The organism is Bradyrhizobium sacchari (assembly GCF_002068095.1).
In the GTDB taxonomy this organism is placed as follows: Bacteria; Pseudomonadota; Alphaproteobacteria; order Rhizobiales; family Xanthobacteraceae; genus Bradyrhizobium; species Bradyrhizobium sacchari.
Genome location: NZ_LWIG01000063.1, coordinates 26,132 through 48,637, shown reverse-complemented (window position 1 = coordinate 48,637; position 22,506 = coordinate 26,132). Strand labels below are relative to the sequence as shown.

The window sequence follows — 22,506 nt, the reverse complement described above, 5'->3', positions numbered from 1 at the left end:
CTGGGGTAGGGGCTGGAAATGAGATTTACGGTCAAGGCAAAGCTTGCCAGCGCGTTCGGCGTGGTCCTGTTGCTCTCGATGGCGGCGGGCGGTCTCGCTTATGTGAAGCTGAGCGAGATGATCGACACGGCGGACAGCCTGGTGTCGCGGGCCGGCAGGATGGAGCGCGCGGCAGAGATCGAGAAGGGCATCCTTCTTCAGGTCCGGGCCGAGAAGAACCTCATCGTGGCTCCCGAGAGCGAAGCGGAGCGCTTCATGGCCGAGATCGCCAAGCAGCGCGAAACCCTTTTGAAGCTCAAGGAAGAGATTCACGCGGTGGCCTCGCCCGAGGGCAGGAAGCTCCTCGAAAATTTCGGTGCAGCCTATACGCGGATGAATTCGGCTCAGGATGAGGCCCTCAAGATCGCCCGGACCGACAAGGCGAAGGCTGGCGAACGCTCCATGAGCGACGTGCGCAAGGCTGTCGGCGAGGCCATGGAGGCCGCGAATGTCTACATTGCCAATGTCAAGAAGAACATGGCTGATCAGGCCGCCCAGGCGCACGAGGACGGCAATCGTGCCCAGTTCCTGCTGATCTCGGCCGTGTTGACGTCGCTCGTCATCGGTCTGATCGCCGCGATTTGGATTTCGATCAGCATCGCCCGCGGTCTCGGTCGTGCAGTCGGGCTCGCCGGTGCGGTGGCAGGCGGCGATCTCAGTCAGACGATCAACATCTCCAGCAACGACGAGATCGGTGATCTCGTCAAATCGCTGAACATGATGGTCGAGAAGCTTCGGCAGGTCGTCGAGGAAGCGCTCACCGCGGCCAGCAACGTCTCCGCCGGTAGCCAGGAGCTGTCCGCCAGCGCCGAGCAGCTCTCGCAGGGCGCGACCGAGCAGGCTTCCTCGGCCGAGGAAGCGTCGTCCTCGATGGAGGAGATGGCCTCGAATGTGAAGCAGAACGCCGACAACGCCAACCAGACCGAGAAGATCGCAGGCCAATCGGCCAAGGATGCCGAGGCCAGCGGCGTGGCCGTCGGCCGCGCCGTCGAGGCGATGCAGACCATCGCCGAGAAGATCACCATCGTGCAGGAAATCGCCCGCCAGACCGACCTGCTCGCGCTCAACGCCGCGGTCGAGGCCGCGCGCGCCGGCGAGCACGGTAAGGGATTTGCGGTGGTCGCTTCCGAAGTGCGCAAGCTCGCCGAGCGCAGCCAGGCTGCGGCTGCCGACATCGGCACACTGTCGACGGAAAGCGTGAAGGTCGCGCAGGAGGCCGGCCACATGCTGTCCAAGCTCGTGCCCGACATCAAGAAGACCGCCGCGCTGGTCCAGGAGATCACCGCGGCCTGCCGCGAGCAGGACGTCGGCTCCGCGCAGATCAACCAGGCGATCCAGCAGCTCGACAAGGTCGGCCAGCAGAACGCCAGCGCCTCCGAGCAGGTTTCCTCGACCTCGGAAGAGCTCGCCTCGCAGGCCGAGCAACTCCAGTCGACCATCTCGTTCTTCCGGATTGAGCACGCCGGGCGCGAGAGCGCCGCTCCCGCGCCGATCGATCGCGCCGTCACCCAGCTGCGCGCCAAGGCGGCGCACATGGCGGCAGCCGATCGCGGCGCGAAGAAGCCCGCACCCGTCCGCAAGCCGGCCCGTGCCGTGAAGGTCGCGGGCGGCGGCGGTTTCGCTTTCGACATGCATGACGGCGAAGACGACCGCGACGCCGAATTCCAACGCTGATCAACCGGTCCGGCCTCGCGCCGGACCGTGCTCGCTTTAAAACCTTCGGACCCTGGACTGCATCATGGCCGCAACCTCGCAATATCTGACGCTCGGGCTCGCCGGCGAGACGTTCGGTATCAGCATCCGCAACGTCCGCGAGATCCTGGACATGCGGCCGATCTCGCGGCTGCCGCATGCACCGAGCTTCCTGCTCGGCATGATCGACGTGCGCGGCAGCGGCTATCCGATCGTCGACCTCCGAACCAAGCTCGGCCTGCCCAGCATCGCTGCGACCGAGGCCACCCGCATCATCATCCTCGACGTCCCTATGAAGGATCGCCTTGTCGGTGTCGGCTTCGTCGCTGACTGCGTGTTCGAGGTCACCGACATCGACGAGCAGGCGATCGAGCCCATCCCCGAGGTCGGCGGCAAATGGCAATCCGACTATGCCGCCGGCATCGGCCGCAAGGGCGAAAAGTTCGTCGTCATTTTCGACCTTTCCAAGCTGATGGCGAACGACAGGATCCCGGAAGGAAGCGATGCCGGCGCCGATGCGCCCCGCGCCGCATGAGTTTGCAAGCGTGAAGTGTGATCAAGCGTAAGCACCTCAATTCGAACCTAATGAGATTGATATGAGATTCACCGTCAAAGCCAAGCTTGCCAGCGCCTTCGGCGTCGTCATCCTGCTCTCCATGATTGCCGGTGCGGTCGGCTACATGAAGCTGGCCGATATGGTCGGCACCACCGAGGTTCTCGTCGCCCGTGCGGGCCGCATGGAGAAGGCCGCCGAACTCAAGGAAGGCGTCCTGTTCCTGGTGCGCGCCGAGAAGAATTCGATCCTGGCGGCGTCCGATGCCGAGTATGACCAGTTCGTAGCCGATCTCGCCAAGAACCGCGAAGCGGTCGCCAAGTCCAAGGACGAGATCTACGCCGCGGCCAGCGAAGGCGGCAAGAAGCTGATGGAGGGCTTCAATGTCGCGTTCGCCAAGCTGAACGCCTATCAAGACGAGACGGTCAGGCTCGCGAAGACCGACAAGCCGAAGGCGCTCGACCGGTCCATGCATGACGGTCGCAAGGTCGTTGCTGATACGCTGGAAGCGGCGGACGGCTACATCAAGAACGTCAAGAAGAACATGGCCGAGCAGGCCGAACAGGCCAAGCAGGACGGCTCGCGCGCAGAGCTGCTGCTCATGAGCCTGGTCATCGCCTCGCTGCTGATCGCCGCGGTTGCCGCGACCTGGATCGCGATGAACATCAGCCGGGCACTGGCCCAGGCCGTCGGCCTCGCCGACGCGGTCGCGATCGGCGATCTCAGCCGCAAGATCGAGTCCTCCAGCAACGACGAGATCGGCGACCTCATCAAGTCGCTGAATGCGATGACGGTGAACCTGAATGCAACTGCGGCCGTTGCCAACGAGATCGCGCAGGGCAACCTCCTGGTCGAAGCCAGGCCGCTGTCGGACAAGGACACGCTCGGCCTCGCGCTTGAGCGCATGGTGGAAAAGCTCCGCCAGATCGTGTCGGAAGCGCTCACCGCGGCGCAGAATGTCTCGGCCGGCAGCCAGGAACTCTCCGCCAGCGCCGAGCAGCTTTCGCAGGGCGCGACCGAACAGGCTTCGTCCGCCGAGGAGGCCTCGTCCTCGATGGAGGAGATGGCCTCGAACGTGAAGCAGAACGCGGACAACGCCAACCAGACCGAGAAGATCGCGGCGCAGTCGGCCAAGGACGCCGAGGCTAGCGGCGCAGCCGTCGGCCGCGCCGTGAACGCGATGCAGACCATCGCCGAGAAGATCACCATTGTGCAGGAGATCGCGCGCCAGACCGACCTGCTCGCGCTCAACGCGGCGGTCGAGGCCGCGCGCGCCGGCGAGCACGGCAAGGGCTTTGCCGTCGTCGCATCGGAAGTGCGCAAGCTGGCCGAGCGCAGCCAGGCGGCCGCGGCCGAGATCGGCACACTTTCGGCCGACACCGTCAAGGTGGCGCAGGAGGCCGGTGCCATGCTTGCCAAGCTCGTTCCCGACATCAAGAAGACCGCGGAGCTGGTCGAGGAGATCACGGCGGCTTGCCGCGAGCAGGACGTCGGGTCGGCGCAGATCAACCAGGCGATCCAGCAACTCGACAAGGTCGGCCAGCAGAACGCCAGCGCCTCCGAGCAGGTGTCCTCGACCTCGGAGGAACTCGCCTCCCAGGCCGAGCAGCTGCAGTCGACCATCGCCTATTTCCGTATCGAGCAGGGTGGAAAGGGCCACGCCGCGCCGATCGACCGCGCGGTGACCCAGTTGCGCGCCAAGGCGGCGACCATGGCGGCCGCCGAGCGTCCGGCCAAGAAGCCGATGGCGAGGCCCGCGCGCGCTCTAAAGGCTGCCGGCGGCGGCGGCTTCGCCTTCGATATGAACGACGGCGAGGACGACCGCGACGCCGAGTTCCAGCGCTGAGTTTCTTTTGTGGGATCGGCCCCCAATGGGGGGCCGATTTGTCTTCAGTCATTTCGTAGACGTGTAGGATTCAAGATGGCCCGTTCGGCCCGACATTCACTGCAGGCGGGCATCCCGGACCGGGGCATGCAGCCATGATGCCCGCCGTGCAGGATACGGCCGTGCATCTGTCGGACCGCCACTTCCGGACCATCGCCGAATTGATCGAGGGCCAGGTCGGCATCAAGCTGCCGCAGGGCAAGCGGCTGATGCTGGAAGGGCGCCTGCACAAGCGCGTGCGCGCGCTGAACTTCTCCGATCTCAACGAATATGTCGACAATCTGTTCGAGGCGGACCATTTCGACACCGAGCTCACCCATCTGATCGATGTGGTGACAACCAACAAGACCGACTTCTTCCGCGAGCCCCAGCACTTCACCTTCATGCGGGACATCGCCGTTCCCGCTTTGCTCAAATCGCATGGCCGCAGGAACGCGAATCTGAAGATCTGGAGCTCGGCGAGCTCGACCGGCATGGAAGCGTACACGACCGCGATGGTGCTGGACGACATGACGCGGAACGGCTCGCGCTTCCAGTATCGCATCCTCGGGACCGACATTTCGACGGCCGTGCTGCGCCTCGCCAGGACCGCGATCTACACCCGCGACGTGCTGGCGCCGGTGCCTGAGAACTTCGTGAAGCGATACTTCCTGTCGTCGCGGGACAAGTCGCGCGGCGAGGTGCGGGTTGTGCCGGAGCTGCGGCGCATGACGCATTTCATGCGGATGAACCTCATGGATGGGTCGTATCCCGTCGATCGTGACGTCGACATCATCTTCTGCCGCAACGTCCTCATCTATTTCGAGCGCGAGACGCAGCGCAAGGTGGTCGAGCAATTGTGCAATCATTTGCGGCCCGGCGGCTATTTGCTGGTCGGACATTCGGAATCGATGATTCACAGTGCGGTGCCGGGCTTGAAGCAAGTTCAGCCAACCATTTTCCAGGTTTAGCCGGAGCGCGACCACAATGCCGAGGGAGAAAGTTCGCGTACTGATCGTGGACGATTCGGCGTCGGTGCGCCAAATCCTGCAGACGATCCTCAACGACGATCCCGACATCGAGGTGATGGGCGCGGCTTCTGATCCGTTTGTGGCGGCGCGACGTCTCCAGAACGAAATCCCCGATGTCATCATCCTCGACCTGGAAATGCCGCGCATGGACGGCATGACGTTCCTGCGCAAAATCATGGCGCAACGTCCGATCCCGGTGATCATCTGCTCCTCGCTCACCGAAGAGGGCTCCGATGTGATGTTCGAGGCGTTCGAGGCTGGCGCGGTCGACATCGTGCCGAAGCCGAAGATCGACACGCGTCAGGCCTTGCTCGAATGCTCGACCCGGCTGCGCGAGGCGGTCAAATCGGCCGCGCGTGCGCGGGTCCGTCCGCGCTCGGAGCGGCGCGTGGTCGAGAAGAAGCTGACGGCCGACGCCATCATCCCGCCGCCGGTGCAGGGCAAGGTCCGGCCGACGACGGAACGCATCGTATGTATCGGCGCCTCGACGGGCGGCACCGAAGCACTCAACGATGTCCTCGAGGTGCTGCCGCCGCATTCTCCGCCCATCGTCATCGTCCAACACATGCCGGCCGGCTTCACCGCGGCCTTTGCCAAACGCCTCGACAGCGTCTGCCAGATCCGGGTCAAGGAGGCCGAGGATGGCGAGCCGGTGCTACCGGGCTGTGCCTATATCGCGCCCGGTGCCCGCCACATGCTGCTCCAGCGCATCGGCCTGCGCTACCAGATCGCGATCAAGGACGGCCCGCCGGTGTCGCGGCATCGCCCCTCCGTCGACGTGCTATTCCGCTCGGCGGCGCAGCATGCCGGCGCCAATGCGCTCGGCGTCATCATGACCGGCATGGGCGATGACGGCGCGCGCGGAATGCTTGAGATGCGCAAGCTCGGCGCCTCGACGCGGGCGCAGGACGAAGAGAGTTGCGTGGTGTTCGGTATGCCCAAGGAAGCCATCGCCCATGGCGGCGTCGAGAAGGTCGTGTCCCTGCACAATATCCCGCGTGAGATCATGCTCTGGTACCAGGCCGGGCATGCCGTGACGGCAGGTTGAGTGCGATGCCCGCCATTCCATCCAGCACGCTCACGGAGGCGATCGCCGCGATCGACGGTGTCTCCTCGCGCATCGAGGACGTCTTCGCGCGGGTCGGTCACGAGCTCGGCCGCGGCCACATCATCTTCAAGGAGCTGAATCAGGGTCTCGCGACGCTCTCCGGGGAGCTTTCGGGTGCCGAGATCGAGGGCGCCGCGACCGCGTTGCAGGAGATCGCCGCCCGGCTCAACGGGCTTGCGCAGGCGCTGCCGGCCGAGAGCGCGCTGCTTGCGACGATCGGCGCGAGCACGGCCGAGGCGTCGTCGCTGCTGAAGCCATTGTTCAAGCACATCCAGATGATCACCATTATCGCGCGCAGTGCACGGATCGAGGCGGCCTCGCTCGATGGTGATCGCGAGGGCTTTCTCGCCTTCACCCAGGAAGCCTACGATCTCGGCAAGGCCGTGCAGAGTTCGCTCGAGGGCTGCGGGAGAGACCAGCAACGACTGTCGGAAGCCGTCGCCACCGCCTCCACCCGGCAGAAGGAGTTCGAGAGCCGCTACCGGAATGAGCTGGTGTCGGAAAGCGCCGCACTCGGCGCGGCCCATAGCGGACTGCGCGATCAGCGCAGCAAGGGCAGCCATCTCGCCGACCTCGCGAGCGCCAGCACCAAAAAGATCGCCGAGGCGGTCGGCAGCGCGATCATTTCCCTGCAGGCGGGCGACAGCACGCGCCAGCGCCTCGAGCACGTCTGCCACGGTCTCGGCGTTGCGTCGGGATCTTCCCCGAGCCTCGTTCCCGAACCTGTTCCGAGCGACGACGGCGCGCGTGCGATCTGCCAGTTGCAGGCGGCCCTGCTCAGGGACGCCCAGCGCGAGTTCGGGGGTGATATCGGTCAGATCGTTCGGGCGCTGACGGCCATCCTGCACGATGCGAGCAGCGTCGTCGGCCATGGCCGCACGCTGTTCGCTGGTGGGGATGGCGGCTCGTCGTCGTTCCTGACGCGCATCGAGCAGACGCTGGCGCATGCCTCGACGTTGATCTCTACTTGCGAGGCTGCCGGCCGTTCGGTCGACGACGCGCTCGCGATCGTCGAGGACACGCTGACGAAGTTTCGCCAGGCAATATCGGGTCTTGCCGAGGCCACCGTCGACATCACCCTGATCGGGATGAATGCCGGCCTCAAGGCAAGTCATCTCGGTAGCCGCGGCAGCGCCTTCGTCGTCATCGCCAACCAGCTCAAGGCGACCGCGGACCAGGTCTCGGCAGGGGCAGGGCGGTTGAGACCCGTGCTCGACGACATCGAGCGTTCGGCCAGGGAGCTGAAGGAGCTGCGCGTGCAGGGCGATCCCACGCAGCTCGCCAAGCTCGAGCCGCAGATCCTCCAGGCGCTGCGCGAGGTCGAGGCCGGCAACGAACGGCTCGGCAAGCTGATGAGCCGGCTCGTCGACGAAGGCGCCGAATTCGAAGGCCTGATGAATTCGGCGCAAGGCCTGATGACGACGCTCGGCGAAGGCTCCGCAGCCTTGCCTGCCGTTGCGGCGCGCCTAGAGACCGCGAGCGGAGGCGCGCAGCGGCCGCAGCCTCTAGCGCAGGACGAGGTCATGCTCGACGAACTCTTTGCGCGCTACACGATGGAGCGCGAGCGGGACGTCCATCGCGAATTCTTGCAGGCACTCGGGCTTGCATCGGTCGCCGTCACAAGGCGCGTCGAGGCGGGCGAGGCCGCCGATGACGGCATAGAATTGTTTTGACCTCTGCGCCGTCGCCGCCCGCTTCGACAGCAATTCGACAGATCGGGTTTTCGGGGCGTTAACCTTGCCGACAGCGCCGGCGGTTTGGTCATTGTCGCGCCCCGGAGTTGGTCGCAAATAGCGCATCTACTTCGCTTCGAGAAATTTCGTATGTTGAGAGACGGCAAATACGCGGCCTGGTTCAGGACCCCGCGTGGTCAGGGCACTGGCGTGGTGGACCTCGCCGAGGGCCGGATTTCAGGCAGCGACAGCTTCTTCAGCTATGGCGGCTCGTATCGTGTCGATGAGAAGCGCTTCTCGGCGGTCTTGACCGTGAACCGGCACACCGATGGTCCGTCGAGCGTGTTCGGGCCGGACCAGGTCCAGGTCGATCTCTCGGGCGTGTGCAACGGCCTGCTGGCGACTTGTTCGGGAACGGCCAGGGAAGCACCCGGCGTGAAGTTCGAGGCAACGCTCATTTACAGCCAGGAGGATGCGCCGGCTTCCGACGCCCGGTGCGCGGTGGTGAAGCTCAATGCCGACAAGCTGCCGAAGGGCCTCGACAACCGTACCCGGCCACGGCCCGTGCTCACGCCGACCAAGACTCCTCTGTCCTGAGGCGCCGGCCTCTTAGCTTTGCATTGACGCTGTTGTCGCGAAAACATCGCGAGCCTGCACTGCAGCAACCCTGCTTTTAGAGGTGACGTCTAGGTTGAGGCCCATAACAAAAGGCGGACAGGGACATGCCTCAGATCTGGATGACGTATGACGAACTCGCGACACTCAACGGCTGCAGCACTGCCGAGGCACGGCAGCAGGCGTTGCATCTGTCGCTCGACCGCCGCAAGAGCCGTGACGGGAACACGCGCGTCAAACTGAACGCTGCATTGATGGGCCGGTTCTTCGAGACGGTTCGCGAATCTGATTTCGCTCTCGACGATGCAATCGCGGCGCTGCGCGAGACCCATCGGCAGATGTCCGGTGTTATCGCGACTGGGCAGGAAAGTCTCCGGCGGGGAGTGGCGTAGGTCGCCCTAGGACCGCGGCTGCGGCAGAAAAACCAGGATGGTTTGGGCCAGAAGGCCGCCGACGGTGCCGCCGGCGGCCTTCTGCTGCACGACGAACCGTGGATCACGATCCGGCGTTATCGCCTGGAGAACCTCGAGTCGGACAGCCGAGAGCTCCGCCTTCGCGGAGCGGGGCAGGTGATCGTCCCGTGATGTTCAGCGCCGATTGTAGGACCAGCCCTTGTCGACATCGGTCGGGTAATGGGCTGCGAAGTACGGGTTCTTGAGGCAGTTCCGCGCAGGATCGTAGATCCAGTCCGCGCATTCCCGGTAGTTGAGGAATCTGCAATCGAAGCCAAAGGCGCACCATGGCGCACCGTTCGGAAATCCGAACCTTATGGGGACTTGCGCCGACGCCATTGAAGGCAGAGCCAGGAGCAGGGCTACGGCGAGTGCGCGGAACAGCATGGTGCATTCCTCCAACAAACGATCGGGCGGATATCGCAGCGGTCGCGCGATCATTCTGCGCCGAAAGGGGACGACGCTCAATCTTCGTCGCGGGACAGTTTAACATCCCGGCGAGGAGAGATCGAGTGTGCCGAAGGCGCCTGGCTGCGTCGTTTGGCGCCCTTCCGGTCATCGCTCGATGACAGGAGGTGCACACGTCCGTGAACTGTCGCGCGCGGCCGGCGCTGCGAGCGTCAATTCTTCTTGGCGCTCTTGGATTTCAGCGACAAGCCGAGACGCAAGGCCATGCGCTTGATCGCGTCGGGCGAGCGGCCGAGAAGCTTCGCCGCCTCTTCCAGCGATGTCGAAGACTTGGCCAACTCCATCAGCCGGCGGTCTTCCTTGAACGACCAGGGCCTGCGCGCCATAACCGAAATCATCCTCTCGTCGACACAACGACAAAGCCGCCAAGCGGACCCACGTTCGCTCGACGGCTTTGCTTGGGTGGGGCCGGGCTTGGGGGAGCCCGGTGCGAAGATGGATATGCGATCCTTCGGCATTCGCAACAAACACCGCAGATTAAGCTAACCGCTCAACCTTACCGCGATGAAATCGGCGCCCGATGCTCCGTAGTACCACGGGGTTTTCGTCGGCCCTGGCCGATCCGCGCGCTCCGATGGCCGCAATGGAGTTCAAGATCCTCGCAAGGACGCGGGTTGGCGCGCGATCTCGCCACCATCCAAGGCCCGGCGGAGGATCCGCGACGATGCCTATCGGGCGGCGCATCTTTGCGCGAAGCCTGGCCCGTTGAGGTCAACGCGCCAAGCGCGGCATCCGCGAGCGATGGCGCCGCGCCAAGCCAAGCCTGCAGACATCGTCTCGCCACGATCACTTCGGCGCGATCAAGAATGGCCGTCGCGGCGGCCCGCGCTTCGCGGAGGGCGGAGTCGATTTGAATTGAATCACCGCGCGCTGCCGATGGCAATCGTGCCGAACCGTAATCGATTCAATCGCGACGCGCGCGTGGTGCACTCCATCTCGACGAGCAGCATTGCGCATCGCTCAGGCGAGACGTCACGAGATCGTCGAATTCGTTCGGCTATGGTCGCGCCAACGACCGCGAACAATCAAACAAATCAGAAGACTGAGATGCTTCAGAAAGCACGAGCGGCACTTCCTCTCACGAAGATTAGAGAGAAGGCATTCGAAGGCGCATTTTTCAGCGTTGCGCTGATTGCGATGGCCGGGTGGGTTTATTTCATCACGCTGTTGCTGGTGAGGTTGTTCCTCTGGTTCTTCAGCTGAGCGCGCGAAGGATCACTTCGCAAGCATCATGCTGCCCAAAAAATCTCGGGCGTGGCAAGAAAATCAGCGGCGCTCATCATGATCTCGACACAACTCGAAGACGAGACTGGCGCATCAGGTCGACGAGGGCGTCGCGTGTATTCCGATGATTTGCAACCGACGCGACGGCGCCGGTTTTCGTGGCGGCTGGGGAGTGGATCATGACGGGAATGCGGGTAGACGTCTTCACCAGTTCGACGGACATTGCGCCGCGGCGGTATTTCGTCGATGCGGGCGGCCGGCGCGTCCTGATTGGCCTGACACCGGAGGAGACGTTCGAATTCGAGCGGCTCGACAGCGGCCAGGCGCCGGGCCGGGTGCAGCTGGCGTCCGACGGCCACGACATGTGGCCGGATGCCGGTGAGCGGCGCCGGCTGGAGCTCTATGAGAAGCACGAGGGCGCCTGGAAGGCGTGGATGGCGCAAAGCCGCACCGAACGGCCGGAAGGATTCAACCTTTATTAACCATCCCGGACCCATTTTCTGGTCTGGCGCCTCGAACCGGAAAATGCACGCATGTTTCAGCTCTTCTTGCGGGCCCGCACCCATAACTTCCTGAAAGACCGTTTCGGGGCAGAGCAGACGTTCCGGGCGCGCTCTCCCGAGCGCGACGCCGAAACCGATCGCACGCGCGTCGAAGCCATCATGACCGCGATCGAGGATGCGCTCCACGCGGCGGAGCGGGAACAGTCGGGCTTGAATCGCCGCGTGGAAGACGTACTGGCGCGTGCGGCCGTGACCATCGGTAACGGCGACGACGAATATCTCGAGCGCGAGGCGCTCGACAATCACCATCAGGATCTATTTGACAAGGAAATCCTGAACGGCCAGCGCCGGCTCAAGGAGCTCGGCGCTTCGATCGCTCATTTCAAGTTCCTGAAGGCGGCGATGCTGAGCCGCTTTCCGGAATACAAGCCTCCCGCAAGCCCCACCAACTAGGGTGTCGCGCGCGGACGTTAGCCGTTAGATCGCGAGCATGCTGTTGCCCTGGATGGACAGCAGCGTCAGATTTCCGGTGGCATAAGCGCCGGTGTCGATGTTGGCGCGGTTCTCCAGCAGCTCGGCCTGCTTCACCGGCGTGTGACCGTGCACGACGTATTTGCCGAACCGCCGCTTGCTCTGGAGGAATTCGTCCCTGATCCACAACAGATCGGATTCGCGCTGTTCGGAGAGCGGGATGCCCGGGCGCACCCCGGCATGCACGAAGAAGAAGTCGCCGCATGTGAATGTCGGCCGCAGCTGGCGCAGGAATGCGATGTGCTCCGGCGGCATCGCGGATGTGAGCTCGCGCACGAGATCGGACTGTTCGTCCTTGCTGAGGCCGGGTGCCGCCGAGACGCCGTAGGACATCAAGGTCTGCAGTCCGCCGAACTGAAACCAGTCGGCGGTGCGCGAGGGATCCTCCAGCACCGAGGTGAAATAGGCCTCGTGATTGCCCTTGAGGAAGACTGTGTTGCGGCGGCGGCTGCGGCTGATCAGGAGGTCGAGGGTGTGGCGCGAATCCGGACCGCGGTCGATGTAGTCGCCCAGGAAGACCTCGATGGCGCGATAGGGCCGGCTATTCGCCATGTCTGCGTCGATAACGGCAAACATCTGTTCGAGCAGATGCGCGCAGCCGTGGATGTCGCTCATCGCATAGATGCGCACGCCGTTCGGTAGCTTCGGCCGGGGCGAATTTTTGGGCGCAGTGATGGGCATTGGGTGCAACTCTTTCAGAGAGCTTCGCCCGGGATGTCAATATGCTATCGACGAAAACGCACCGCCACGAGCCGCTTTTTTCCCCATCTTCCGCTCTGAAGGCCGATTTGTGCGCCTGACCGATATCCCGCGTGCTCGGGGCGTAGGCAATCCGCATCGCGTCCGGGTCGATTAGCCGAAGCTATCGAACGACGGCGCGACCTTGGCGCGATAGGTGGATGCCCGCACGCGGACCAGGGCAGCGCCGCAGAAATAGCCAAGCTGGAGCACCGCCGCAAAAACGAGAATCGTCACAACGGTGTGAACTGCGCCATGCCCCTGCCAAGTCAATCCCGCACCAAGGATCGTTGCGCCGACAACGATGACGGGCGGCAGGATGAAGATTCGGAATCGGCCTCCCAGCAACGATCCGATCAACAGGCTGAAGACGGCAACGGTACTCACGACGCAACTCCCCGAATTGGTCACGAGTGTTAACGGTCGCGAGCTAATAACGGCTTAAGCGTTATGGTTGAACAGTGGTTCAAATGCGCGCGACGTGCTGCGCGCAAATGACGCGATTTGACGGAAATCGTGGCGTGATGCCCGCATAATTGTCACGTGTGTGACAGTGCATTGAGCATCCTCTTGCTGCGACGCTGCGTTGCATAAAAATCGATTTGATTTTTTCGGTGCACTGCCGCAATGTCGCTTTGTTTAGTTAAGATATACTTGGACGCACGTCGAGAATTTGGATCGATTTGCTCGCATTGATTGCGAGAAGCGTGACGAGGCAGCGAGGTTCGGATGGCTGTAGCAACTTACGGTTCGGAAAACTATTATTCGGGTATATCGAACCGACGCGGTGCTCTCCAAAGACCCCTCCAGATGGCCCTGATCGCCGGCGACTTCGTCGCGGTGCTGCTCAGCTATTTCGCGGCGAGTGGTTTGTACCGCGTGCTCGTGGTCGAGCAGGATTCATCGGTCGGAGCCGGTCTCGTCGTCGCCGCCGTGTTCGTGATGATCGCTTACTTCCAGGGCGTCTACGATCACCATCGCCTGCTGAACACGATGTGGCAGCTGCGCAAGAGCCTGACGGTCTGGTTGATCTCGCTGACCATCCTCGCCGTCGAGGCCTTTTTGCTCAAATCGTCTGCGGATTTGTCGCGCGGAACCACGCTGCTCTTCGCCGCGACCGGCGGCATTGCCCTGGGCGGACTGCGCGTATTGTGGCGTCTGGGCCTCACCTCGAGCTATGCCAAGGGCCGTCTCGTCGACCGGAAGGTCGTGCTGCTCAGCCTCAAGCCGCTGGATTTCACCTCGACCCGCTTCAAGGACCTGCGCAAGCACGGCTTCAACGTCGTGCGGCATTTCGTGCTCGAGCCATCCGAGGAGGGGGCGGGCTGGGATCGCGAGATCCGCGACATCATTCGTCAGGCCCGTACGGCGGACGTGGAGGAATATCTCCTGGTCATCGACTGGGACGAGATGCCGCTTCTCCAGAAGCTGAGCCAGCACCTGCGCGTCGTTCCCCAGCCGATCCGCCTTCTGCCGGATTTTCCGATTGCCGATCTGGTCTCGCGTCCGTTCCAGCCCGTCAGCGGCACGGTTGCGATCGAGATCCAGCGTGCGCCGCTCAGCGTGTTCGAGCAGGCGCAGAAGCGCTGCCTCGACATCGGCATTGCCTCGTTCGCCCTTTTGTTGCTGGCGCCGTTGCTGGTAACGGCCGCGATCATGATCAAGCTCGATTCCAAGGGCAACGTGATCTTCAAGCAGTTCCGGCGCGGCTTTAACGGCAAGCAGTTCGAGATCTGGAAGTTCCGCTCCATGACCGTGGCGGAGAATGGTCATGTTGTCACGCAGGCGACCAAGAGCGACGCGCGGGTCACGCGTGTCGGTCGCGTGCTGCGGCGGACCAGCATCGACGAGCTGCCGCAGCTCTGGAACGTCTTGCGCGGAGAGATGTCGCTGGTCGGACCCCGCCCGCATGCCCTCGCGCACGACAACTACTATGACCAGCTCATCAGCAACTACGTCTACCGGCATCACATGAAGCCGGGCCTGACTGGATGGGCCCAGGTCAACGGCTTTCGCGGCGAGACGCCGACCATCGACCTGATGGAAAAGCGGGTCGAGTACGATGTCTGGTACGTCAGCAACTGGAGCATCTGGCTGGACATCAGGATCATCCTGAAGACCGCGCTCGCATTGATCCACCAGGAAGCCTACTGAGGCATGATCCGGAAAAGTGCGAAGCGGTTCCGGAAAGACCACGCGTAGACGACCACCTGAAGCGCGATGAGGATTCATCCAGATCTCGTCGCGCACTAATCCGCCCCCCGCCAATCGCAGGCGTCGGCGCGTACCGCCCGTTCAAGGCTGAATCCCTGCTAGTTCCTCACATAAGAAGGTCGTTCGTCCGACGGGTAGCAGGGATGGCGGAGTTGCAATCCCTTGTCCGTGACGTAACGCCGAAATAGCTCCCGGTCGGTTTCCGGTGCGCTGCACGTGCGATCGAGAAGTTCTGGGCGGGCTCCCGCGGCTGCGGCCTGGTACAGCGCGGCAGCGCTCGGGAACAGGCGCGCCCCGAAGATGTCCGTGAAGTCCTGGATCGCGCTGTTCTTCAGCTCGGGCGACAACGCACCGTAGACGCGAAGGGCGAGCGGTGCACGAATGAGCTGGAGCCAGGCCTCGTGTGGTGCGAATTTGTAGGAAAGGCCGAGAAGCGCGGCCGTTCGCGGCCCGAAGCCTTCCTGGCGTATTGCCGACCAGTAGCTGCCAAGCCAGCCAAGGCCTTCGGACGGCGCGCAGAGCAGCAACGCCCGGCTTGCGGAGGCGACGGCCTCGGTATCGGCGTCAGCCTGCTTGGGGCTCGCGCTGCGGATCGACTCGTCGGCGATGGCAAGCTGCAGCAACAGCAGCTCTCGCATCGTCTTGGCGCCGCACTGCCGCTGCGCGGCCGGCAGGTTCTCCGCCACGATCTGTCTGAGCTGATCAAGTTCGTACTGCTCGCCGCGCGAGATGCGGCCGGCGACTTGTGGAATCGCCGGAGACGTCAGATTGGGAGCGATGTAAGCGACCCACGCCATCGCGCAGGCCGCGAGTGTGATGTTCGTGCCGATCAGAAGCCGGCGATGACCTCGCTCGGCGCGCTGGCGCGCAACCGGCGCGCTAGGCGCCTTCGACATAGTAGCTGCCGTAATGCGAGCCTTTATAGGCCTCGATCCGCTTCAGCATCTTCGGATTGGCGCGGTTGAGCACGGCACCCAGCACCTTCTTCTGGATGCCCTCGGAGCTTGCCATCGACTCCTGCAGCGCGTTGCGGCTGGTGCGGCCCCACTCGATCACGTAGACCATCGCATCGACGAGGTGGCTGACGGCCTTGGCGTCCGACACGGGCATCACGGGCGCAAGATCGATGATGATGTATTCGTATTCTTCGCGAACCACTGCAAGCAGGTCCGCCATCGACTTCGATGCAATCACGTCCGCCGAGTTGACCATTCGCGAAGCGACGAAGGATGGCAGGAAATCCAACCCGCTCTCCTTGCTGCGCTGGATATGATATCCGAACGAGCGAGGATCCTTCAAAGCTTCGACCAGGCCGGACTTGGCGTGAGGCGCGAGTTCCCGCGTGAGCGACCTCGTGTGAAGGTCGCCGTCGATCAGCAGCGTACGGTGCCCGGTCAGCGCGGTCAGGTGGCCGAAATTGGCCGAAACCGTCGTCTTGCCTTCCTTGGGCAGGGAAGACAGGATTCCGATCACCTTGACCTCACGGGACAGCCGGGCCACGTCGATCGAAACCTTGATGTTTCGCAGGGTCTCGGCAAACCGTGAGAACGGGTGGTCGACAACATAGTTGGAGATCGCTGCATCCACCGTCGAGCCGTCCGCCGCCTTCACGAGCTGGCCTGTGGCGCGAATATCCGGAAGAACACCAAGGCACTTCACGCCGAGCAGGTCTTCGACGTCGCTCGGCGACCGCAGCACGTCGCTCAGCAATTCCCTGGCGAAGGCAGCGCCAAAGCCGAAGCACAGTCCGCCAAACAGGCCGCCGACCAGCGCCAGCACGGTCTTGGGCGAGCTCTTCTTGTCGGGTTTGACTGCGGTGCCGATGATGCGCGCTTCGCTGATCGGGAAGCTCTGGTTTTGCGTCGCGTTCTGGAGCTTCTCGAGGAAGTTGTTGTAGAGGTTGCGATACGTATCGGCGGCGCTCTCGAGGTCGCGCAGCTTGACCTGGGCCTGGCTGGTGCTGCCGGCTTGAGACACGAGATTGTTGAGATTGTCTTCGAGCGATTTTTCGCGGCTCTTGGCGATCTCGTATTCGCTGCGGTAGGCGTCGGCGATGCGTCGCACTTCGTCGGCCATCGCCTTGCGCAATTCCTCCATGCGATTCGCCAGGTTGATCGCCGCCTGGTGGGTCTTGCCGTAGCGGTTCGACCAATCCGCATACTGGGCCGCCAGGTCGAGATATTGGGCGCGGAGGCGCGTGATGACCGTGTTGTTGAGGGCGTCGGTCACGGTGGGCTGGACCAGGTCTTTGTCGAGCAGCGCTTCAATCCTGTCCAGGCGCGCCTTGGCCTCGGCCGTCGCTGCGCGCGCGGTCACGAGCTGCGAGTTGGCGTCGGCGAGCTGCTGCTCGCTCATCAGACCACGGCTGGTGCCGACGATGTTGTTCTGTGCCTTGAAGGTCTGCACGGCGCGGTCGCTGGCGGTCGCTTGCTCGCGCAGCTCGGCGCTGCGCTGTTGGAGCCATTCGCCGGCCCGCTTGGTCGACTGGTATTTGGCCTCGAGTGCTCCGACGATGTAGGCGTCCGAGACCGCATTGGCGATGACGGCGGCCTTGTTGGGATTCGTCGAACGGAACGAGACTGAAAGGACATAGGTGGTCAGGACTCGCTCGACCTTGAGGTTCCTCTGGATGGTTTCGACCGCATTGCGCTCGATCTTGTCCTTCGAGGCGGGACCATCCGATCCGAGCAACGAGAGGACCTTGCCGATCACCAGAGCGGGCAGCCCGGGCTCGGAGCCGTTGTATTCGGGGTCATCCGTGAGCTTCAGGCGGCGAACGATGGAAAGGATCAGGTCGTCGGATTGGATGATCTCGACCTGGCTGTCGACAAAGCCGGTATCGATCAGGGCATTCGACTGGCCGCTGTCCTTGTCGAGAACCTGGGTCTGCCTCGTATCCATGAGGATGCGGGCATTGGCGGTGTACATCGGCGTCGCCGCCAGCAGGTAGACGATGACGAGCGCCAGCGCGGCTCCCACGATTGACGCGATCAGCGGCCATTGCCGACGCAGGATGTCGAACACCCGGTCGATGCTGAGGGTCGTGCCGCCGAGCTCGATGGCGTATTTGGCGCGGGGCTGGAATTGGTCGCGAGGTTGAAACATCTGTCGGGGCGCTCGCAGGATTATTCGGGAAGCGGCATGGCGGCGAAGGGATCGGCGATGTCGGTCTTGAATTCGCCCGACATCAGGCCTGTTCCGGACTTGGTGGGCAGGTTGGCCGTCGTCGGCGGAGTCGCTGGCGCGTCGTCCGGTTCGGAGGAATAGCCCGAGAGCACGGCACTGTCGTGAAGCTTGCCGACGAAATCGCTGATTTTCTGTGCATACTCGGGTCTGCTCGAACGGCACCGAATTTCAGCCCGATGCAGCGCGGCCCCGATCGAGGCCCGGTCGGCCTGAGTCGCAGCCCGCGTCAGCGCCGGCACCGACTTCAGGACCGATATGTCGCTGACCAGATAGCCCCGAAGACGACCCGACAGCTTCTCCTTCTCGCTGCGCAACTGGACGAGGAGGGAACTGGGCTCCGCGACGAAGGCGTCGATCGCGATCTGCGCCGACCGCTCCGACCGATCAACGCATTGCGCCTCGCAAATGCTGGTCATCGCGCACAACATCGTAACCGTCACGAGGATCGGCATGATCGATCGGCGGCCAGCGTCCGTCATCGTCTGAGGCAAATTGTCTTCCATTCCGCTACGTGTCGACTACGCTGGAAGTCCTATGTGAAACCCTTGATGCGCATAAAGTATGTCAAATTTTTGTGCGATGCAAAAATAGCTGGAAAGGACGCGTCCTGCCAGCAATTTTTCGATTTGCTGCGACCCTTCACGCTGGGCTGACATCAAGGGTGCCTCTTATCAGAGCAGCAAAATTCAGATCACAATTCGCGCCACGCTCTGGCGCGGGCGGGTAACGCGATTTCGAAAATTTGGTTGCTATCCGGTGTGATGTTCGCCAGATGCGCTGGAACCAGATTACATCCTGGAAGCGATCACATGATGGGTCCCAAACGCGTTGATCGGTCCCGACGAGGATCGGGACCGATCAAAAGCAGCTTGCGACGTCAGGTCTCAGGAGGGCGTCCGCAACGAGGCGAGGCGGCTGGCGCGCAGGTGCTCGCCGTGCTCACCGATGGCCACCCAGAAGCGCGGATTGCTCCCGGATTGCATCGAGATCCACTGATAGCCGGCCGTATTCCAGGAACGGACGGACGAGGACAGATTGTCGAGCACCACGTCGCCGTCGTTCAGCCGCACGACGAGAACGAGATGGCCTTGTCCGCTGTCGGTGCGGACAACTGCAAGTCGCAGTGCCGATTTCGGCCAGCCCATCTCGATCAGGCGGTGCCGCTTGGTCACGGCGTAGTCGTTGCAGTCGCCGGCATCAGGCGACACTGTCCAGCGCGCCAGCAGCGGGCTGGTCGGCTTCTGCGTCGGCGTGATGGCATCATTCACCGCGCGATTGACCTCGCGAAGCATGTCCCGCGCCCGCTCGCCCGCAGGCAGCGCCTGCTGCCCGGCTGCATCCGGCTCGCACTCCGCACCGTAATTCATGCAGAACTTGACGAACTGCAGCGGTGCGAGGGCGTTGTCATATTCACTGATGAAGGACCCGGTCACGGTCGAAGTCTCGACGATCGTGTCGGCTTTGGCAGCAGCGCCAGCGCAGGCGATCCCCACCGCCAGGAAAGATCTGAAAATCCAGCTCATAGTCATCCCCGTTATTCGCCATTCTTCTTGGCGTCAGGGATACAACGAACCAATTAGATTCGGGTTTTGCAGACAATTACAATTTTAGCTGGTTCCGGAGGTTGGTTCCCGGAGCACGTGTTTGGTTAATTTTCCGCCCGGGCTCGCTAGCGCGACGGACTGACCGAAGTCAGCGTCGTCGTGGTGGCAGCAGTGAACAAAGCCTGCGTCTGTGTCTGCGACGCTGCGCCGGGCCCGCCGGTGTTGAGCACGACGGGCGTGGCCGTCGTCGCGGCGCCGCCACGCTCCGGTGCGGCGGAATTGGTACCACCGCCGCCGCCAGTCGACGTCTCGCCAGTCGGATCAGCGCCGCTGATCGCCTCCGTCGGGATGTCGCCGGTGATGCTGCTGAAGGATTGAATCAGCGGCGCGTTCTCCGTCTTCAGCACGGCTTCCTGGATGCGCTGGGCCACGTCCGGCTGCGACAGCACGCAGACGGAAGCGGCAGTCCCGAGGCCTGCGCCGATGGCGCGGCTTTGTTCCTCGCTACTGGCCTTCGCCAGCGAAACGATACCTTCGACAGTCTCGGGGCGTGAGGTCAGAAAGTCGCGAATTTGCGAGGCCAGACTGCCTTGGCCGTTCTTGAACTGGTCGAGCAAGCCTGCGGGATTCGAGAGGAACGAGTTGGCGGTTTCCGCCGAAACCAGATTTGCATTCGCCCCGCACGCCGTGTTGTTGCCGGTGGCCGCGAATGAGGACGCAACAGGGCCGAACAGTGCAGCAATGCCGACGACGAGGGTAAAAGCTTTTCCAAATTGCATAATGACCACCGGACTTTTTGTCACCTATAGTACATTTTATTCAAACTTGCCACGTTCTTTCCTCAGTTCGGACGGAAGCGACTGAGCAAGCCCGCATCCTGCAATTGCGGCGAAGAAGATTCCGAAGCCGGGTATCTGCAGCGAAAAATCGATCCCACTGTGAATCAGTCCGAGCGCTGCGACGCTGACGCCGACGATGGGTATGTAGCGGTCGCGCTTTCGGCGCAAACTGCTTCTTAACAGAAGGTAAACATACCAGAGACAGCACGCCACGATGAGAGCTGCGGTGGGCAGGCCAAGCTCCGCCGCGAGCTCGAGCGGTGTCGAGTGGGCACGATCCCAAATTCCGAGGCTGCCAAGCTCCGCGGTCCGATAGGCAGGGAAAGTTGATTCGAAATTGCCCCAGCCGATTCCGAGCAGCGGATAATCGCGAATCATGGCGATGCTTCTTTGATAGGCATTGAACCGCTGTTCATCGATCAGGCCATAAGCGCCGATTCGCCCGGCGACAGTGCCTCCGACAAGCTGGAGGATGAGCAGCGCGACGACCGCCGTGCCTGCCGCGAGCCCCCATCTGCGCAGCTTGCCGAGCGGCAGCGGCGCGAGATAGAGCGCGCAGGCGAGCAGAAACGCACAAATCGACAGCAACAGTCCCGCGCGCGAGCCTGTCATCGCCGTGGCCGTCAGGCAGACCGCAAAACCGACGCCGAGCGCGGCCGGTGAGGACGAATAAAATGCGATGCGGTCCAAGAGGCGCGGAGACGGCGCCTCGGGACGTTCGCGGCGATGCGCGAAGCGCAGCAAGGGGACCAGAAACAGCACGGCGCTGCTGCCCCAGAAAACGGCGGCCGTGTTTCGGTTGACGAAGGTTCCCGTCGCGTAGCCGAGATAGGCTTCCTTTCGTCTCGACAGAAGACCATTGGGGTCACCGATTTCGGCGAGAATGCCATAGACCGCGTAAGCGCAGCCGACCCAGGCAAGGAGCAGCAGGAGCCGGCGGGCACTGCTTGCGTCGGTTGAAATCACGAATGCGCGAACGAGCACCATCGCGAGGAGGAGTGTATAGCCCGCTGACAGCCAAGGGCCGTTGACGGTGGTGGAAACGCGGCTGGACGACGGCGAACCGAGCCATTTCGATCCGGTCTGCCAGAGCGGACTGCCGAGCCCGAACGGAGGGTCGCGCCATTCCTGCGCGACGATGACCGCTGCAACCACTGCGAGCGTGGCAAGCAGAGGCATGAGCAGCCGCACATCGTCGCGGGCCACGCCGTCGAGATCGGCCGTCACCAGGCTCGCGGCCGTCAGCACACACCAGATGCAGATCCAGATCTGGTCGGTGGATCCCAGCGGGAGGGGCGCCAGTGCGACGACCGCGAACGCCAAGAACCTGGACACGGTGTTCAGCTGTATTCCCCCGCAAGCGGCAATCTAGTCCGTCGCGGATCCCAGCCCGCGGCAACGTGCTGCATTAAGCATCAATCAGCGCCTTCAGGAAGCGCTGATTTCGATGCCTGTGAAGCGGTGGGAGCGGGCGATTGCCACTTCGGCCGGCACTAAGCCTTTCGCTTGAAGCGGAAGAGCACCTGGCTGTTGATCATGTGGGTGGGCAGCGGCATAGGCGAGTAGCCGTAGGACTCTACTTCGAAACCGCATTTTGCGAACAAGACGGGGATCACGCGGAAATCGAAGCCCAGGTGCGACGAGATCCAGCCCGTATCGCTCGGCGGCCGCGCGATTGCAGACGTGTTGCCGATGAATGAATCCCAGACGATCTTCCACGTCGTGCCGCGGTGGCGTTGGCCGGTGGCCATGCGGAAGAGGTTCTTCAGCAAGGAAGAGGGCCCGATCTCGATCGGCACCGAGACGAGGATGCGGCCGTTGGGTGCGGTCTGCTGCGTCAGGAAGGTCACGATGTCCATGAGAGGAGGGCCGACAAAGTGCTCGAGCGTCTCGAGACAATAGACCTTGTCGAAGGGGCCTTCTCCGATGCTGTCGCGCTCGCGCACAAATCTGACATCCGGAAACCGTTGTTTCACCTCATTTGCCGCCGCATCGAGATGCGGGTCGAAGCCGCAGACACTGACGGAGGGGCATTGTTCCTTGAGCAAGCCGACGAGGTGTCCGTCTCCCGTTCCGAAATCGAGGATGCGATCGTTTTCCGCCGGCGGCATGACACTCAGCGCCTTGGTGAAACGCGAATTGTGGCTCCAACGCTTGATGGAGTTCGTGTTCCCAATCGTCATGGAAGAATAGGCCACTAGGAATTCTCCCAATGTTGCGGCTGATCGATCA

Annotated in this window: 23 protein-coding genes; 12 read left to right on the top strand and 11 right to left on the bottom strand. The window is 63.0% G+C overall.

From position 1 onward, the window contains the following. The first annotated feature begins 18 nt into the window (after positions 1-18). The 8 genes from A5906_RS37630 to A5906_RS37595 all read left to right on the top strand — a co-directional run bounded on the left by A5906_RS37630 (position 19) and on the right by A5906_RS37595 (position 8,967). A complete protein-coding gene (locus A5906_RS37630) occupies positions 19-1,713 on the top strand; it encodes a methyl-accepting chemotaxis protein (protein ID WP_080140162.1) in 1,695 nt (564 codons plus the stop codon). 64 nt (positions 1,714-1,777) lie between these two features. Beyond that, positions 1,778-2,266, top strand: coding sequence for a chemotaxis protein CheW (locus A5906_RS37625; RefSeq protein ID WP_080140161.1), 489 nt, complete (start codon positions 1,778-1,780; stop codon positions 2,264-2,266). A gap of 61 nt (positions 2,267-2,327) precedes the next feature. Beyond that, positions 2,328-4,130, top strand: a complete 1,803-nt coding sequence (locus A5906_RS37620) for a methyl-accepting chemotaxis protein (RefSeq protein ID WP_080140160.1) — start codon at positions 2,328-2,330, stop codon at positions 4,128-4,130. Between the two features lie 134 nt (positions 4,131-4,264). Beyond that, positions 4,265-5,119: a CheR family methyltransferase gene (locus A5906_RS37615; RefSeq protein WP_080140159.1), complete on the top strand. Its 855-nt coding sequence runs from the start codon at positions 4,265-4,267 to the stop codon at positions 5,117-5,119. Between the two features lie 16 nt (positions 5,120-5,135). Beyond that, positions 5,136-6,227, top strand: a complete 1,092-nt coding sequence (locus A5906_RS37610) for a protein-glutamate methylesterase/protein-glutamine glutaminase (protein WP_080140158.1) — start codon at positions 5,136-5,138, stop codon at positions 6,225-6,227. Positions 6,228-6,232: 5 nt separating this feature from the next. Further along, positions 6,233-7,960 (top strand): chemotaxis protein, encoded by a 1,728-nt coding sequence (locus A5906_RS37605; protein ID WP_080140157.1) that lies wholly within the window; start codon positions 6,233-6,235, stop codon positions 7,958-7,960. Between the two features lie 150 nt (positions 7,961-8,110). Then, entirely contained in the window at positions 8,111-8,557 is a 447-nt protein-coding gene (locus A5906_RS37600; protein ID WP_080140156.1) for a hypothetical protein, read from the top strand. 125 nt (positions 8,558-8,682) lie between these two features. Continuing rightward, on the top strand, positions 8,683-8,967 hold the full coding sequence (locus tag A5906_RS37595; protein ID WP_080140155.1) for a hypothetical protein: 285 nt from the start codon (positions 8,683-8,685) through the stop codon (positions 8,965-8,967). Between the two features lie 195 nt (positions 8,968-9,162). Here A5906_RS37595 and A5906_RS37585 read toward each other — a convergent pair whose 3' ends face one another. Together A5906_RS37585 and A5906_RS43420 are read right to left on the bottom strand one after the other, a co-directional pair. Then, positions 9,163-9,414, bottom strand: coding sequence for a hypothetical protein (locus A5906_RS37585; RefSeq protein WP_080140282.1), 252 nt, complete (start codon positions 9,412-9,414; stop codon positions 9,163-9,165). Between the two features lie 233 nt (positions 9,415-9,647). Beyond that, positions 9,648-9,821: a hypothetical protein gene (locus tag A5906_RS43420; RefSeq protein WP_165425288.1), complete on the bottom strand. Its 174-nt coding sequence runs from the start codon at positions 9,819-9,821 to the stop codon at positions 9,648-9,650. A 529-nt stretch (positions 9,822-10,350) separates the two neighbouring features. Between A5906_RS43420 and A5906_RS43415 the strand changes: the two genes are divergently transcribed. The 3 genes from A5906_RS43415 to A5906_RS37570 all read left to right on the top strand — a co-directional run bounded on the left by A5906_RS43415 (position 10,351) and on the right by A5906_RS37570 (position 11,675). Then, positions 10,351-10,698, top strand: coding sequence for a hypothetical protein (locus A5906_RS43415; RefSeq protein ID WP_167523742.1), 348 nt, complete (start codon positions 10,351-10,353; stop codon positions 10,696-10,698). Between the two features lie 200 nt (positions 10,699-10,898). Continuing rightward, a complete protein-coding gene (locus A5906_RS43410; protein ID WP_080140153.1) occupies positions 10,899-11,201 on the top strand; it encodes a hypothetical protein in 303 nt (100 codons plus the stop codon). A 51-nt stretch (positions 11,202-11,252) separates the two neighbouring features. Next, the gene (locus A5906_RS37570) at positions 11,253-11,675 is read left to right on the top strand and encodes a hypothetical protein (protein WP_080140152.1); all 423 of its coding nucleotides are present in this window, start codon (positions 11,253-11,255) and stop codon (positions 11,673-11,675) included. Between the two features lie 24 nt (positions 11,676-11,699). Here the strand turns inward: A5906_RS37570 and A5906_RS37565 are convergent, their stop codons facing one another. Beyond that, entirely contained in the window at positions 11,700-12,434 is a 735-nt protein-coding gene (locus A5906_RS37565; RefSeq protein WP_080140151.1) for a metallophosphoesterase family protein, read from the bottom strand. A gap of 171 nt (positions 12,435-12,605) precedes the next feature. Further along, positions 12,606-12,878: a hypothetical protein gene (locus A5906_RS37560; protein ID WP_245327122.1), complete on the bottom strand. Its 273-nt coding sequence runs from the start codon at positions 12,876-12,878 to the stop codon at positions 12,606-12,608. 342 nt (positions 12,879-13,220) lie between these two features. On the opposite strand from A5906_RS37560, the gene A5906_RS37555 reads away from it, so the two are divergent. Beyond that, positions 13,221-14,645, top strand: a complete 1,425-nt coding sequence (locus A5906_RS37555) for an undecaprenyl-phosphate glucose phosphotransferase (protein WP_080140149.1) — start codon at positions 13,221-13,223, stop codon at positions 14,643-14,645. A 158-nt stretch (positions 14,646-14,803) separates the two neighbouring features. Here the strand turns inward: A5906_RS37555 and A5906_RS37550 are convergent, their stop codons facing one another. From A5906_RS37550 to A5906_RS37520, 7 genes are all read right to left on the bottom strand, one after another. After that, a complete protein-coding gene (locus A5906_RS37550) occupies positions 14,804-15,601 on the bottom strand; it encodes a hypothetical protein (protein ID WP_080140148.1) in 798 nt (265 codons plus the stop codon). Continuing rightward, complete coding sequence (locus tag A5906_RS37545; RefSeq protein WP_080140147.1) at positions 15,585-17,810, bottom strand: GNVR domain-containing protein; 2,226 nt, start codon at positions 17,808-17,810, stop codon at positions 15,585-15,587. The genes A5906_RS37550 and A5906_RS37545 overlap by 17 nt, the downstream gene beginning before the upstream one ends. 20 nt (positions 17,811-17,830) lie before the next feature. After that, positions 17,831-18,343: a hypothetical protein gene (locus A5906_RS37540; RefSeq protein WP_245327121.1), complete on the bottom strand. Its 513-nt coding sequence runs from the start codon at positions 18,341-18,343 to the stop codon at positions 17,831-17,833. A 432-nt stretch (positions 18,344-18,775) separates the two neighbouring features. After that, entirely contained in the window at positions 18,776-19,414 is a 639-nt protein-coding gene (locus A5906_RS37535; RefSeq protein ID WP_080140146.1) for a transglutaminase-like cysteine peptidase, read from the bottom strand. Positions 19,415-19,560: 146 nt separating this feature from the next. Beyond that, positions 19,561-20,238, bottom strand: coding sequence for a hypothetical protein (locus A5906_RS37530; RefSeq protein WP_245327120.1), 678 nt, complete (start codon positions 20,236-20,238; stop codon positions 19,561-19,563). Positions 20,239-20,250: 12 nt separating this feature from the next. Further along, the gene (locus tag A5906_RS37525) at positions 20,251-21,597 is read right to left on the bottom strand and encodes an O-antigen ligase family protein (protein WP_245327119.1); all 1,347 of its coding nucleotides are present in this window, start codon (positions 21,595-21,597) and stop codon (positions 20,251-20,253) included. Between the two features lie 170 nt (positions 21,598-21,767). Beyond that, the gene (locus tag A5906_RS37520) at positions 21,768-22,385 is read right to left on the bottom strand and encodes a class I SAM-dependent methyltransferase (protein ID WP_245327133.1); all 618 of its coding nucleotides are present in this window, start codon (positions 22,383-22,385) and stop codon (positions 21,768-21,770) included. Positions 22,386-22,506 lie beyond the last annotated feature (121 nt).